At 34.5% G+C, this 15,697-nt stretch carries 12 protein-coding genes; 7 read left to right on the top strand and 5 right to left on the bottom strand.

Going from position 1 to position 15,697, the window contains the following annotated elements; translation table 11 throughout:
- Positions 1–120 precede the first annotated feature (120 nt).
- The 3 genes from E0F98_RS08710 to E0F98_RS08700 form a co-directional block, all read right to left on the bottom strand.
- On the bottom strand, positions 121–1,071 hold the full coding sequence (locus E0F98_RS08710) for a D-2-hydroxyacid dehydrogenase (RefSeq protein ID WP_132110532.1): 951 nt from the start codon (positions 1,069–1,071) through the stop codon (positions 121–123).
- A gap of 171 nt (positions 1,072–1,242) precedes the next feature.
- Positions 1,243–2,313, bottom strand: coding sequence for a 3-phosphoserine/phosphohydroxythreonine transaminase (gene serC / locus E0F98_RS08705; RefSeq protein ID WP_132110530.1), 1,071 nt, complete (start codon positions 2,311–2,313; stop codon positions 1,243–1,245).
- Between the two features lie 93 nt (positions 2,314–2,406).
- A complete protein-coding gene (locus tag E0F98_RS08700) occupies positions 2,407–3,465 on the bottom strand; it encodes an acyl-CoA reductase (protein WP_132110528.1) in 1,059 nt (352 codons plus the stop codon).
- Between the two features lie 135 nt (positions 3,466–3,600).
- On the opposite strand from E0F98_RS08700, the gene E0F98_RS08695 reads away from it, so the two are divergent.
- Entirely contained in the window at positions 3,601–3,951 is a 351-nt protein-coding gene (locus tag E0F98_RS08695) for a 4Fe-4S dicluster domain-containing protein (RefSeq protein WP_132110526.1), read from the top strand.
- 82 nt (positions 3,952–4,033) lie between these two features.
- Here E0F98_RS08695 and E0F98_RS08690 read toward each other — a convergent pair whose 3' ends face one another.
- Positions 4,034–4,567, bottom strand: a complete 534-nt coding sequence (locus E0F98_RS08690) for a hypothetical protein (protein WP_132110524.1) — start codon at positions 4,565–4,567, stop codon at positions 4,034–4,036.
- Between the two features lie 239 nt (positions 4,568–4,806).
- Entirely contained in the window at positions 4,807–7,440 is a 2,634-nt protein-coding gene (locus tag E0F98_RS08685) for a TonB-dependent receptor (protein WP_132110522.1), read from the bottom strand.
- 221 nt (positions 7,441–7,661) lie between these two features.
- On the opposite strand from E0F98_RS08685, the gene ychF reads away from it, so the two are divergent.
- The 6 genes from ychF to E0F98_RS08655 all read left to right on the top strand — a co-directional run bounded on the left by ychF (position 7,662) and on the right by E0F98_RS08655 (position 15,697).
- A complete protein-coding gene (gene ychF / locus E0F98_RS08680; RefSeq protein WP_132110520.1) occupies positions 7,662–8,756 on the top strand; it encodes a redox-regulated ATPase YchF in 1,095 nt (364 codons plus the stop codon).
- Positions 8,757–9,032: 276 nt separating this feature from the next.
- A complete protein-coding gene (locus E0F98_RS08675) occupies positions 9,033–9,557 on the top strand; it encodes an NADPH-dependent FMN reductase (protein WP_132110518.1) in 525 nt (174 codons plus the stop codon).
- A 6-nt stretch (positions 9,558–9,563) separates the two neighbouring features.
- Positions 9,564–10,760 carry a nicotinate phosphoribosyltransferase gene (pncB, locus tag E0F98_RS08670; RefSeq protein ID WP_132110516.1) on the top strand — a complete coding sequence of 399 codons (1,197 nt, stop codon included), beginning with the start codon at positions 9,564–9,566 and terminating at the stop codon, positions 10,758–10,760.
- A gap of 134 nt (positions 10,761–10,894) precedes the next feature.
- Complete coding sequence (locus E0F98_RS08665; RefSeq protein WP_132110514.1) at positions 10,895–12,757, top strand: DNA topoisomerase IV subunit B; 1,863 nt, start codon at positions 10,895–10,897, stop codon at positions 12,755–12,757.
- A 10-nt stretch (positions 12,758–12,767) separates the two neighbouring features.
- Positions 12,768–12,953 (top strand): hypothetical protein, encoded by a 186-nt coding sequence (locus E0F98_RS08660; RefSeq protein ID WP_132110512.1) that lies wholly within the window; start codon positions 12,768–12,770, stop codon positions 12,951–12,953.
- Positions 12,954–13,003: 50 nt separating this feature from the next.
- A complete protein-coding gene (locus E0F98_RS08655; RefSeq protein ID WP_132110510.1) occupies positions 13,004–15,697 on the top strand; it encodes a DNA gyrase/topoisomerase IV subunit A in 2,694 nt (897 codons plus the stop codon).

The following is a 15,697-nucleotide window of genomic DNA, read 5'->3' as shown; positions in this document are numbered from 1 at the left end:
GATAAAAATTTTGACAGATAAAGTTACGGTTTAATTCGTTAATTCGTAAAGTTTTATAAAAAAAAAGGGATTCATTAAACGATGTTAATGAATCCCTTTTGTATGTATAAATTGAAATAACTATTTCAATAAACTGATAATTTGCGAAGCTAATTCAGTGCCTATTCTGTCTTGCGCTTCTCCCGTTGCAGCACCAATATGTGGAGTCAACGAGATTTTAGAATGCATTAAGATTGCCATTTCTGGTTTTGGCTCACTTTCAAAAACATCTAAACCAGCAAACAATACTTTTCCGCTGTCTAAAGCTTTTACTAATGCTACTTCGTCAATTACACCACCACGAGCACAGTTTACAATACCTACACCATCTTTCATCGTTGCTAGTTCTTTTTCTCCAATGATGTAGCCATCTTGAGCAGGAACGTGCAAAGTAATGAAATCAGCCTCTTTAAATAATGATTCTACTGATTGAGAAACAATAGTTGTAGTGATCGATTGTCCGTCAAAGAATTCTACTTTTACGTCAACTTGTGGAATAAAACTATCCGCAGCAATTACTTTCATACCTAATCCAAGAGCCATTTTTGCAGTAGCTTGACCAATACGGCCAATTCCAACTATTCCAAGAGTTTTTCCTCTTAACTCCACTCCGTTAGCGTATGCTTTTTTCAAACCATCAAAGTTTGAATCTCCTTCAAGAGGCATTGTTCTGTTAGAATCGTGTAAGAAACGTACACCAGAAAATAAGTGCGCAAAAACTAATTCAGCTACTGATTCTGATGATGAAGCCGGAGTATTTATTACGTGAATTCCTTTGCTTTTAGCATAATCCACATCAATATTGTCCATTCCTACACCACCACGACCAATAATTTTCAATCCTGGGCAAGCATCAATAATATCTTTACGCACTTTAGTAGCACTTCTTACAAGAACCACATCTACGTTATTTTCGTTTACAAAGTTAGCTACCTGTTCTTGGGCTACTTTAGTTGTAATTACTTCAAATCCACCTTTTTCTAAAGCTAGAATTCCACTTTTTGAAATTCCGTCGTTGGCTAATACTTTCATTTTTTATTGCATTTCGAGGAAAAAATAAATCTAATCCTCCTATTTTATATTATTGTTTTTAGGAGCTATTTCCCGCTATTCGTTTCAATCTTTATATTTTTTTAAAGAAAAAAAATATAAAGGATTTTCACTGCTATCGGGGCTAGGAATCCCACTTATGATATTGTTTACTTATACTTTCGCTTCAAGCGCTTGCATCACATCAACTAGTACTTGAACGCTTTCAATTGGCATTGCATTATACATAGAAGCTCTGTAACCACCTACTGAACGGTGTCCAGGTATTCCAGATATTCCTGCAGCTTTCCACATTGCATCAAAGGTTTCTGTGTGTGCAGCATCATTTAATAAGAAAGTAGCATTCATATTAGAACGGTCTTCAACAGCTGCAGCTCCTTTAAATAATGGGTTTCTGTCAATTTCACCATATAATAATGCCGCTTTTGCGTTGTTTAATTTTTCAACAGCAGCAATTCCTCCAAGGTTTTTTAGCCATTGTAAAGTTAATAAGGAAGAATAAACAGGAAAAACAGGGGGAGTATTGTACATGCTATCTGCTTTAATATGTTTTTCATAATCCAATATGCTTGGAATCGTTCTACCTGATTTACCTAGAATTTCTTCTTTTACGATAACTAAAGTAGTTCCTGCAGGGCCCATATTTTTTTGAGCTCCGGCGTAGATAATGTCAAATTTTGTAAAGTCTAATACTCTAGAAAAAATATCAGAACTCATGTCACATACCATCGGCATGTCTAATGAAGGAAATTCTTTCATTTGAGTTCCAAAAATGGTATTGTTACTAGTACAGTGAAAGTAATCTGCATCTGCAGGTACTGTATATCCTTTTGGAATATTATTGTAATTTTCTTCTTTTGAAGAAGCAACAACAACAGTTTCTCCAAAGAATTTAGCTTCTTTTATCGCTCCGCTAGCCCATGTTCCTGAGTCAAGATAAGCGGCTTTACCGTTTTCTTTCATCAAGTTATAAGGAACCATCAAAAACTCTAAGCTAGCACCTCCTGCAAGGAAAAGTGCTTTATATCCTTTGCCTTCTAAACCTAATAATTCAAGAGCTAGTGCTCTGGCTTCATCCATAACGGCTACAAAGTCTTTACTTCGATGCGAAATTTCTAAAATAGATAATCCTGAATCATTAAAATTTAAAATAGCTTGTGCTGATTTCTCAAATACTTCTTGTGGTAAAATGCATGGTCCTGCGCTGTAGTTGTGTTTTTTCATGGTGTAGTTTAAGTCCAAAAAATTAAAAAGCAAATTTCGGGAATAGGACTTTAAAAAGCGATTAATATTCGATTATTATTGCACATATTTCTATTATGTTGTTAACAAAAACGATATAGTGTCCACATTGTCTGCGTAATCTGATAATTTAGGATGTTGTGTTTGTCCAAAATCAATACTGTTTTCAATTAAATTAGTACTCACCACACATTGTATTTGGTCGCGCTCTTGCTCTAATCGAGTTTGCAATTCATTGAGGTTATCATAGTATTCATAGAACACACTCGAAATTGGAGATGCATGGCTTTTGTCTTCTTTTAAAGTCAAAAAACCATTATCTAACAATTTGAAATTGCTCATTAGGAAAACAGCCTTATTGTAATCATAATTATTGGCATATTTTTCATAATGAATAACATCTTGATATTCGAAAATAGCTTCAAAAAAAGCATCAAAAGAATAGCCTTTTGGTACAAAAAGTTTAGACACATTGCGACAACCCAAACCAAAATAACGGAAGATATCTTCACCTAAAGCGGTCAGTTGTTCTTTTGTCTCTTTCCCAGTTAGAATGGCAACTGAATTTCTACTTTTTCGAATAATAGAAGGTTTGTCCTTAAAATAATATTCAAAATAACGAGCCGTATTGTTGCTTCCGGTAGCTATTACAGCATCAAAATTTTCTAATTTTCCTTCGACAAAAGTAATTTTATCAGCAAATTTTGGCTCTATAGCGATAATATATTTCGCCATAAACGGAAGTAAATGTTGGTCGTTAGAGGATGTTTTAACTAAGACACTATGGCCTGTAATTAATACCGAAAGGAAGTCGTGAAAACCAACTAAAGGAATGTTCCCAGCTAAAATTAAAGCAATGTTTTTAGGCTTTGCATTATCTATAGTGTAAGCGGAAAGCCATTGATTCAAATTGTCTTCAGTAAGTGCGCTAGCCCAAGATTGAATCGAAAAATAAACCTGTTCTGGCGTGTACCAGCCATTATGAGATTGCGATAATTTTATCAGAGCTGTAAAGTCCTCAAAAAATTGATTATTCTTTAAAACTTCAGGGTTTTTAATCGTATTATCTTCAGAAAATTGGCTTAAGAACTTTCCTAATTCAACAAAAACACTTTTTTTTGTTTCTAATGTCATAATGTTTGCTTATGAATTGTTTTGATTGTAATTTTGTACAAAAATAAGCTTTAATATGTCGAAAGTCAAAAGTCTTAAAGTCATAAAATGACTTAGTGAGACTTTTTTATTTCGAATAACCAATACTATAATAAAATGGCAATAATTATAACTGACGAATGTATCAATTGTGGGGCTTGTGAACCGGAGTGCCCAAATACAGCAATATATGAAGGTGCAGACGACTGGAGATATAAAGATGGAACTAAATTAACGGGGAAAGTTATTTTACCAGACGGTACTGAGGTTGATGCTGAAGACGCACAAACTCCAATATCTGACGAGGTATATTACATTGTTCCTGGAAAATGTACGGAATGTAAAGGGTTTCACGATGAGCCACAATGTGCCGCTGTGTGTCCTGTAGACTGTTGTATTCCTGATGATAATCATGTTGAAACAGAAGAGACTTTATTGAACAGACAAGCATTTTTACATAACGAATAGATTAATACTTGTTTTAATAATATAAAAAAATCCTGTTAGCCAAGGCTAACAGGATTTTTCGTTTTTAAGAAATTACTTTCTACTATTTAGTAATAATATAAGTTGTGATCGTTATTGTATCAGTATTTTCATCATAAGTCTCTAATACTAAATTTCCATCAGCGTTAAAATGACCATATGATGTTTTATCTTTTGCTTTGTAGATATAATTGTTGTTAGATGTTTTTCTTAATACAGCTGATTTTTCGCCATTAGGATTAAACATGATGTAACCATTATTGTCACTCGCCACCTTATATTTTTTTCCGTCTAATTCATAATAAGCAGATCGATCCACAGAAATTACTTTCGTTACTCCGTTTTCTGTGATTTTTGTAGTTGCAGTAACTTCTACTGGACTTTCTTTTATGTCTTTGTTTAGTACTTTAGAATCAGCATCTTTCAGTTCAATAGTTTGTACTTCTTCGATTTCCTTAGTTTGAATCACACTTTTTTTTCCGTCAGAGTCTTTTACCGTAGTGATATTAGTCTTAACTTCTGTCTTTACATTTTTTTTCTGAGCTTGAATATTTAAAGAAAATAAAAAAGCTACCATTCCTATCATTATAATTTTCATAATATTTAATTTTAGTAATTTGTATATCACAAATTTAAAAGTAATTGACTTTTAAGCTGTTATAAAATTATCAGTAAAGTTTGTATTATTCACTCCTTAGTTAATAATAAGAATATAGTAATGGACAATTTGACTGTTGGCTTTCTTAAAACAGATTGTTTTTAGAATGGGAAATAAAAAAAGAGCTGTCATCAGACAGCTCTTCCTCGCATTATTAGAAATTTTATAAAATGAATTAATTAGAAATTAAATCCTAATCTTGCATAGTAATAAGCTCCGCTGAATCCCATTTGTACTGAATCCCAGTAGCCACCAGCTTCAGTATTTCCTTGTTCATCTTGCTTGTCTGGATAAATATTAAATAAATTGTTACTTCCTACGCTTAATTTAAGACTTTTAGAAAGCTTATATCCTAGAGTTAAATCAGTAATTGTTTTAGCAGTATAAACATCATCTTCATCATTATAGTCAACTAAGACTACTTTGCTGAAATTAGTGAAAGCCAAACCTGCATCAAATTTATTTTTTGAATAATTAAGGTTTAAACCAAATTTCGATTTTGGTGCAGATGCCAGTAAAAATGCTTTTTCTCTATCTCCAAAGAAAATAGCTTCGTCTAAATTACCGTTTTTGACATTTTCAATTTTCATGTCATTGATATTTCCAACAAGTGTTACTCCGAATTTGGAATCTCCAAATGATTTTTTCCAATTTAAAACTAAATCTAAACCTGTAGTTTTTGTATCCACTCCATTTGTAAAGAACTGAGCTTCTGAAACACCTAAGTTGAATGAACTGGCGTCAAAATATCCAGTTAAAACGATTCTGTCTTTAACTTTAATAGAGTACCCATCAACTGTAGCAGTAAAATCACCAAAATTTGCAGTAAATCCTAAAGAGGCATTAACCGCTTTTTCTTCATTTAGTTTTTGTATTCCAAAGGCATTTGTAACTGGACTGTTATTAGGCGAAAGTATAACTTCTGTCGCTCCAGAAGCATTGAAATTTGTAAAACGTAAATTGTAATAAATTTGAGCTAATGAAGGAGCTCTAAATCCTGTGCTCAAAGATCCTCTAATATTGAAATTTTCTGAAGCTTTAATTCTTGCCGCTATTTTTCCGTTTACAGTGCTTCCAAAATCGCTATAATTCTCATAACGAACTGCTCCACTTATTAAGAGTGAATTTGTAATATCAAATTCGGTATCAGCATATAATGACAAGTTTGTACGGCTTTTGTCAACTTTGTTAGCTGGACTATATCCAGGAAAACCTTGAGATCCACCAGGTCTTAGTTCTCCTGTGATAGGATCCGTTGGCGCTGTTTGAGTTGCAGGGTCGATTATCACTCTTCCATTAGTGTCATAAGTAGAATAAGAACCTTCTTCTCCAGCAAAAATATTGAAGTTTTCTGTTCTAAATTCAGCTCCAAAAGCGATATTCATTCCGTTTAATACAGAGCTATAATTTTTAGAGAAATCAAAATTAGTTGTGTTTTGACTCAAACTATGTCCACCAGCATCAAATTCTGTAGGTGAAGCTCCTTCTAATGAAGCATTAATAGTTCCTTTTATGTAGTAATGAAAAAGGTTTTGACCATAAGCATTACTGATGTCAATTTTCCAACCGCTAGCAGTCTCAGTTCTAAAACCAGCTGCAAATGAATTGTCTAATATGTTTGATGTAATTCTTGGTGAATAACCTCCAGGATAGATTGATTCTACAACTCTTTCTCCATCATTTCTGGTAAAAGCATAAGCATCTGTATCTCTATAGTTTCTTCCTCCAAAAGCATAGAACTCAGTTTTGTCAGATATTGGCATTGCAAAATTTCCAAAAAGGTTAAATCCTTGAATAGCTGCTTCTCCAAATCCTTTTCTGAAATCATATCCAGGACGTAATGTTTTATTTTTGTTTAAATACTCAGTAGTGAAGTTGGCATAACCACCTTTGTCGCCCACTGCAACACCATAATTTGCAGCAACTTTAATGGAGCCACCATCAAAAGATTGATCTTTTCCGTATGAATTTCCATTTCCGTTTTGATCTAAGCGATATCCATCTGTATTTGTTGTTCCGTCAAGGAAATCGCCTTTAGCATTAGTATTAAATGCTCCGTAGGTAATAGATCCAGTAAGTTCATCCACATTATCATTTAATACAATATTAATTACTCCCGCGATAGCGTCAGAACCGTATTGTGCCGCAGCGCCATCTCTCAAGATTTCAATTCTTTTAATAGAAGCCGCTGGAATTGCATTTAAATCGGTTCCTGTGTTTCCACGTCCGCGAGTTCCAAAAAGGTTGATAAGAGACGATTGATGTCTTCTTTTTCCATTAATTAAAACTAGAGTTTGATCTGGACCTAAGCCTCTTAATGAAGCTGGATCCACGTGATCTGCCCCATCTGAACCAGATTGTTTATTAGCATTAAATGAAGGAGCAACATATTGTAGCAATTCATTAATCTCTAATTTTCCACTTTGCGTTGTTACATCTCTTACATTAATAACATCGATAGGGACTGCTGAATTTACTACAGTTCTTTTTGCGTTTCTAGAACCTACAATTTGCACTTCTTGTAATGTCTGCCCACCTTCTTCTGATAAAACAACATCAACTTTCGAACTTGAAGTCCCTTTTTCTACTTTGGTAAAACCAATGTAGCTAAAAACGATTGTAGCTCCTTCTTGAACTTTTATCTTGTAAGTTCCTGCCATATCGGTAGAAACACCATTATTAGTTCCTTTTTCAACGATGTTAACTCCAGGAAGTGGGCTGCCAGAGTCGTCTTTTACTACTCCAGAAATCTCTTTTTGTGCAAAAAGAAACGAGGCGTTTAGCAGTAAAAATAATAATGCAATTTTTTTCATAATAAAGTTAATTTGGTTTTTGTTTAGTGTAAAAGTATTCGCAATTTAATTTTTTTTTAACAAAATAAAGGTAAAATCAATTTTTTTTTATAAAAAATATACATAATTGTATTAATGTAATGTTTTTTCTGCTTGAGCGTTTATTAAATCTTATATTTGCAAAATTTTAAAGTAAACATAGAACTTATAGTAGTACAATACTATACGTAAATATAAATAATATGAAAGCAGGAATTGTAGGGTTACCAAATGTTGGAAAATCAACTTTATTTAATTGTTTATCGAATGCAAAAGCGCAAAGTGCTAACTTTCCTTTTTGTACAATCGAACCTAATATAGGTGTTGTAAACGTGCCAGATCCAAGAATTGAAAAACTAGAAGAACTAGTTAAACCAGAACGCGTTCAAATGGCAACAGTTGACATTGTGGATATTGCAGGTTTAGTTAAAGGAGCTAGTAAAGGAGAAGGTTTAGGAAATCAATTCTTAGGAAACATTAGAGAATGTAACGCTATTATTCACGTTCTACGTTGTTTTGATAATGATAATATCGTTCACGTTGACGGAAATGTAAACCCAATTCGCGACAAAGAAACAATCGACATTGAGCTGCAATTGAAAGATTTAGAAAATGTTGAAAAACGTTTAGAGAAAGTAAATCGCGCAGCCAAAACTGGAAACAAAGAAGCGCAAACTGAGAAAGCACTTTTAGACCGTATCAGAGAGACATTGCTTCAAGCAAAATCAGCTAGAACAATAACTCCTCAAAATAATGATGAAGAGGTTTTGATGGAAGGTTTCCAATTAATTACTGCAAAACCAGTATTGTATGTTTGCAACGTAGATGAAAACTCTGCTGTAAACGGAAATAAATATGTGGACCAAGTTCGCGAATTAGTGAAAGACGAAGATGCTGAGGTTATTATCCTTTCGGTAGGTGCTGAAGCTGATATTACTGAATTAGAAAGCTACGAAGAGCGTCAGGTTTTTCTAGAAGATATGGGTTTAACTGAGCCAGGTGCGTCTGTTTTAATTAGAGCAGCTTATAAATTATTGAAACAACAAACTTATTTTACAGCAGGTGTAAAAGAGGTCAGAGCTTGGACGATCGACGTTGGATCTACTGCACCACAAGCTGCGGGAGTAATTCATACTGATTTCGAAAAAGGATTTATTCGTGCTGAGGTGATTTCTTATGAAGACTTCGTTCATTATGGTTCAGAAGCTAAAGCAAAAGAAGCTGGAAAGTTCAAAGTAGAAGGAAAAGAATATATCGTTAAAGATGGTGATGTAATGCACTTTAGATTTAACGTGTAATTTAAGACAATAGAAGAAAGAAAAAAGAATATAGAAAACCGTAGAAGTGATTTTACGGTTTTTTTTGTGGGATATTGTTTTTTATCGATTACCCACTTAGTTTGTGACCCTGGAAACATCTCACACAAACCGTGAAACAGCTAGCTTGTCCCATTGTAATCGTCTTAGTATAGTTTATTGTAGCTTGAGATTCCTCCGGAATGATAAACTAACTTTTAATTTATACCGCTAAATTTCCATCGGTGTGCTAATTTTACTATTTTTATAAAAAAAGTCATGAAAATTATAGCTTTTGGCGCAAGCCCCAGTAAAAAATCCATTAATAAAAGATTAGCAACCTACGCTTCCAGTTTATTCGAAAATGCCGAAGTGGAAGTGCTTGATTTAAATGCCTACCAGATGCCTATTTTTAGCGTGGATGTCGAAGAAGAAATTGGGAAGCATTCTTTAGCACAAAAGTTTTTAGACAAAATTGCCAGTGCTGATATTTTAGTGGTTTCCTTGGCCGAAAATAACGGTAACTATTCTGCTGCTTTTAAAAATGTTTTTGACTGGTGCACCCGCATTCAGAAAAGGGTTTTTCAAGATAAACCCATGCTTTTGATGGCAACTTCTACAGGTGCAAATGGTGCTACAATTGTATTAGGAATTGCTAAAAATGCTTTCCCGTTTTATGGAGGAAATGTAAAAGCAACTTTCTCGTTACCAAGTTTTGACGCTAATTTTGATAGTGAAAAAGAGGAAATTAGCAACATCGAGTTGCGAGAAGAACTTCAAAAACTAATACAAGATAATTTTTAATCAGTTATGATTTCAGTTCAATTACATTCCATTTTAGATAATGACTTCTATAAATTTACGATGCAGCATGCTGTAATCAAGCTTTTTCCAAAGGCGAAAGTTCGTTATGCATTCATTAACCGAGGTAAACATGAGTTCCCGCCTAATTTTGCTGAATTACTTCGCAATGCTGTCGATGCGATGATTGATTTAAGGTTGTCAGTTGCCGAAAAGAAATTTCTTGCTGATAATTGTCCCTATTTAGACCCAACTTATTTGGATTTTTTACAAGGCTATCAATACGATCCTGCCGAAGTTACAATTGAGCAGCAGGGAAGTGATTTGAAAGTTATTATCGAAGGATATTGGTATCGAACGATTCTTTGGGAAGTTCCCTTGATGGCTTTGATTTCAGAACTTTTTTATACTTCGCAAAACTTAATTCGTGTTGATGATGAAGAAGTAAAACGTATTACAAAATCTAAAATAGAGAATTATAATAATTTAGGTGTTGTGATTTTAGAATTTGGAACCCGCCGTCGTCATTCGTATAAAGTTCAAAAATTAGTTAATGAAACCTTAGACACTTTTGGTGCCAATAGTTTTTTAGGAACTAGCAATGTGCATTTGGCGATGATGCAAAACAGAAAACCGTCGGGAACACATGCTCATGAATGGTTTATGTATCACGCTTCAGAATACGGATTTAAAGTAGCCAATGCCGTAAGTCTCGAAAATTGGACAAAAGTGTACCACGGCGATCTTGGAATTGCTTTAACTGATACGTACACAACCGAAGTCTTTTTCGAACAATTTAATAAAAAATACTCCAAACTTTTTGATGGTGTTCGACACGATAGTGGCGATCCGATTGAGTTTGCCAAAAAAACGATCGAACATTACGAAAAAATGGGCATTGATCCGAAATCGAAAATTATTGTTTTCTCTGATTCTTTGAATTTTGAAAAGGTAAAAGTTATTGCCGATTTTTGTCGAGGAAAAATAAAAATGTCTTTCGGTATTGGAACAAACTTTAGCAATGATGTGGGTTTACCCGCAATGAATATGGTAATTAAACTTACGAATACTAAACCCGAAAATAGTCATTGGGAAGCGGTGGTAAAACTATCAGATGAAAAAAATAAACATACTGGAACTCCAAAAATGATTGCTCTTGCCCAACAAGTTTTAGGAATAGAATCCCAAAATGAATTGATTTTATGATGTCGAAATCATTTTTAATAACTTTGAAGCGAAGCCCTTTTTAAATTTATCGAATTACACTATATTAGCACACTCAAGGTCTATGCTGAAAGCGAAGTCCGAACAGAACGAAGTTAAAATCCACAAAATTTACAATGTCCGATCAAAATCAATATACCGAAGATAATATTCGGTCACTCGACTGGAAAGAGCACATTCGCATGCGTCCCGGAATGTATATCGGGAAACTGGGAGACGGTTCTTCACCAGATGATGGTATTTATATTCTTTTAAAAGAGGTTCTAGACAACTGTATCGATGAATTTGTCATGGGTGCAGGAAAAACGATTGAAGTTACGATCAAGGACAAAACGGTTTCCGTGAGAGATTACGGTCGTGGAATTCCGTTAGGAAAAGTGATTGATGTTGTTTCTAAGATGAATACCGGAGGAAAATACGATTCTTTGGCCTTCAAAAAATCGGTGGGTTTGAACGGAGTAGGAACAAAAGCGGTCAATGCTTTGTCTAATTATTTCCGTGTAGAATCAGTACGTGATGAGAAACAAAAGGCCGCCGAATTTTCAGCTGGAAATTTAATGTTGGAAGAAGATGTTATTGATACGACGAAACGCAAAGGAACTAAAGTTACTTTTATTCCAGACGAATCCATCTTTAAAAACTATAAGTTTAGGTTTGAATATATCATCAAAATGCTTAAAAACTATTGTTACCTAAACAATGGTTTGACCATCATTTTTAATGGTGAAAAATATTTTTCTGAGAATGGACTGAGAGATTTATTAGAAGAAACTATTAATGCTGAAGATTTAGAATACCCAATTATTCACTTGAAAGCAGAGGATATTGAAATTGCTTTAACACACAGTAAAACGCAATATAGTGAAGAATACCATTCGTTTGTAAACGGACAGAATACCACACAGGGTGGAACGCATCTTGCTGCTTATCGCGAAGCTATTGTAAAAACGATTCGGGAGTTTTATAACAAAAGTTTTGAAGCCTCAGATGTTCGAAAGTCTATAGTTACGGCGATTAGCATCAAAGTAATGGAACCTGTTTTTGAGTCGCAAACCAAAACTAAATTAGGTTCGACGGATATGGGGTCTGAACCAGGAATGCCTTCAGTAAGAACTTTTGTAAATGATTTTGTAAAAACAAAATTAGATAATTATTTACACAAGAATCCACGAGCTGCCGATGCTTTGTTGCGTAAAATTTTACAGGCGGAAAGGGAACGTAAAGAACTTTCAGGAATCAGAAAACTTGCCACAGATCGCGCTAAGAAAGCTAATCTACACAATAAAAAACTGAGAGATTGCAGAGCACATCTTCCAGACACAAAAAATCCTAGAAACTTAGAAAGTACTCTTTTTATAACTGAGGGAGATTCGGCTTCAGGATCGATTACCAAATCACGTGATGTCAATACACAAGCCGTTTTTAGTTTACGTGGAAAGCCTTTGAACTCTTACGGAATGAGCAAAAAAATTGTTTATGAAAATGAAGAGTTCAACTTATTGCAATCGGCTTTAGATATCGAGGATGGATTAGAAAAGTTACGTTATAACAATATTGTTATCGCCACAGATGCCGATGTCGATGGAATGCACATTCGTTTATTGATAATTACATTTTTTCTGCAATTTTTTCCCGAATTAATCAAAGAAGGGCATTTGTATATTTTACAAACCCCGCTTTTTAGGGTTAGAAACAAAAAAGAAACCATTTATTGTTATTCTGAAGAAGAAAGAAGAGACGCGATCGAAAAACTAAAACCAAAGCCGGAAATTACCCGATTTAAAGGATTAGGAGAGATTTCACCAGATGAATTCAAAAACTTTATTGGAGAAACCATTCGTTTGGATCCTGTAATGATGGATAAAAATACCTCGATTGAGCAATTACTCTCATTTTATATGGGTAAAAATACGCCAGACAGGCAGGAATTTATCATCAAGAATTTGAAAGTGGAGTTAGATGTAATCGAGAAAGTTTAACTATTTATAAATGCCTACAAAAAAAGCACTATTTTTTATCGCTTTACTATTTGTAATTAGTTTTTCAACTAGCTTTTTTATTATAAGAAGTAATGATCATATAGAATGTGAAACAGCTGTAAAAAAAGAGTTGGATAAAAATGGAAATGAAGTTGCAAAGGAGGAGCATGTTTGTAAAGAAAAATATTCTTTTTAGAATTTTTAGACCAAAATTAGAAGTGATTACGATTCAATAGAATAAATGTAATGAAAGACGAAGACGAAGAAAATATCATACCAAACGAAGACGAATCTCAAAACGAAATCAACGATTCCGGCGAATCAAATGATGAAGGATTTGACGATATAGTAACTTCGGGCGAACACCATTTTTACGATAATCCCGAAGACAGCCACGATACCATTACCAAAGTTACAGGAATGTACAAGGACTGGTTTTTGGATTATGCTTCCTATGTAATTCTGGAGCGCGCTGTTCCTGCGATTGAGGATGGTTTTAAACCGGTGCAACGTCGTATCATGCACTCGCTAAAAGAGTTGGATGACGGTCGTTATAATAAAGTTGCCAATGTTGTAGGGCACACCATGCAGTATCATCCTCACGGGGATCAGAGTATTGGAGATGCGATGGTACAGATTGGTCAGAAAGAATTATTGATAGATTGTCAAGGAAACTGGGGAAATATCTTAACTGGTGATGGTGCTGCGGCTTCTCGTTACATTGAAGCGCGTTTGTCTAAATTTGCTTTGGAGGTTATTTATAGTCCAAAGATTACTGATTGGGGAATGTCTTATGACGGAAGAAGAGCTGAGCCTAACAATCTTCCCGTTAAGTTTCCATTACTTTTGGCACAAGGTGCAGAAGGTATTGCAGTGGGACTTTCGACAAAAGTATTACCTCATAATTTTAATGAGTTAATCGATGCTTCGATAAAAATATTAAAGGGGAAACCTTTTACACTTTATCCCGACTTTATGACTCAGGGTATCGCTGATATCTCGAACTACAATAATGGATTAAGAGGTGGTCGTGTGCGTGTTCGTGCAAAAATTGCACAATTGGACAAAAATACTTTGGTGATTACTCAAATTCCGTTTTCGACAAATACGACTACTTTAATCGACAGTATTTTGAAAGCCAATGATAAAGGTAAAATCAAAATCAAAAAAATTGAAGACAATACCGCCGCCGATGTTGAAATTCTAATTCATCTTTTTCCTGGAGTTTCTCCTGATAAAACCATCGATGCATTATTTGCTTTCACGGCCTGTGAAACTTCTGTTGCGCCTTTAGGATGTGTTATTGAAGATAATAAGCCTTTGTTTATAGGCGTTTCTGATATGTTGAAAATTTCGACTAATAGAACAGTTGGATTGTTGAAAAGCGAACTCGAAATTCAACTGAGTGAACTCGAAGAACAATGGCATTTTCTTTCTTTGGAACGTATTTTTATCGAAAATAAAATCTATCGTGATATTGAGGAAAAAACCACGAGAGAAGATGTTTTACAAGCAGTTGATGATGGTTTAAAACCACACATAAAACATTTAAGAAGAGCTATTACCGAGGAAGATATTCTACGTTTACTAGATATTCGAATCATGCGTATCTCTAAATTCGACAGTAACAAAGCTCAAGATAAAATTGAAGCGCTTGAAGGAAATATAGAGCAAGTAAAGCACGATTTAGAGCACTTGATCGACTTTGCAATTGCTTATTTCACCAAGCTGAAAGAAAAGTACGGTAAAGGTCGCGAACGCCAAACCGAACTTCGTGTTTTTGATGATATTGAGGCTACAAAAGTAGTTTTAAGAAACACAAAATTGTACGTAAATAGAGAGGAAGGATTTGTAGGTACGAGCTTGAAAAAAGACGAATACGTTACAGATTGTTCTGATATTGATGATGTAATTGTTTTTCTACGTGACGGAAGTATGATGGTGACTAAGGTAGACGCTAAGACCTTCGTGGGTAAAGATATTATTCATGTTGCTATTTTTGACAAAAGCGACAAACGCACTACTTACAATATGATTTACCGTGACGGTAAATCGGGGCCTTCTTATATCAAACGATTCAACGTTTCAGCCGTTACGAGAGACAAACTTTATGATTTGACTAATGCAACCAAAGGATCGCAAATCCTGTATTTTACATGCAATCCAAATGGAGAAGCTGAGGTGATAACGGTGATTTTACGTCAGATAGGAAGTATTAAGAAATTAAAATTCGATATCGATTTTGCTAAAATGGCTATTAAAGGACGAAGTTCCAAAGGGAATTTAGCATCTAAATATCCAATTAAGAAAATTGAAATTAAAGAAAAAGGAATATCGACTTTGCTACCAAGAAAAGTATGGTATGACGATACTGTTCAGCGATTAAATGTAGATGAAAGAGGGGAGTTGCTTGGCGAGTTCAGACCTAGCGATAAAATTTTGATTATTCAACAATCAGGGAAACTAAAAGTAATTACGCCAGAATTATCCACTCATTTTGATTCAGATATGGTGGTATTAGAAAAATGGGTTCCTAAAAAACCAATTTCGGCCATTTATTATGATGGTGAAAAAGAGCGCTACTACATCAAGCGTTTCTTGGTTGAAACCGAAAATAAAGAAGAGGTTTTTATCTCAGAACATCCAAATTCGCAATTAGAAATTGTATCAACGGATTATCGTCCGGTGGTTGAGCTTGTTTTTCCAAAGATAAAAGGTGTTCAAAAAGATTCGGTAACAGTAGATATAGAAGACTTTATCGCGGTAAAAGGATTCAAAGCCTTAGGAAATCAATTAACGACTGATAAAATAAAACAGGTCAATATGTTAGAGCCATTGCCTTATGAAGTGCCAGTAGAAATCGTACCGGAACGCCGAATCACAAATGATGATGGAACTGAGGTTCAGCTCGATGATGACGGACAAGTTAACTTGTTCTAA

The organism is Flavobacterium hiemivividum (genome assembly GCF_004349145.1).
GTDB classification, from domain to species: Bacteria; Bacteroidota; Bacteroidia; order Flavobacteriales; family Flavobacteriaceae; genus Flavobacterium; species Flavobacterium hiemivividum.
Note: the sequence above shows the minus strand (reverse complement) of the source record. Positions and strands in the feature narration are given on the sequence as shown.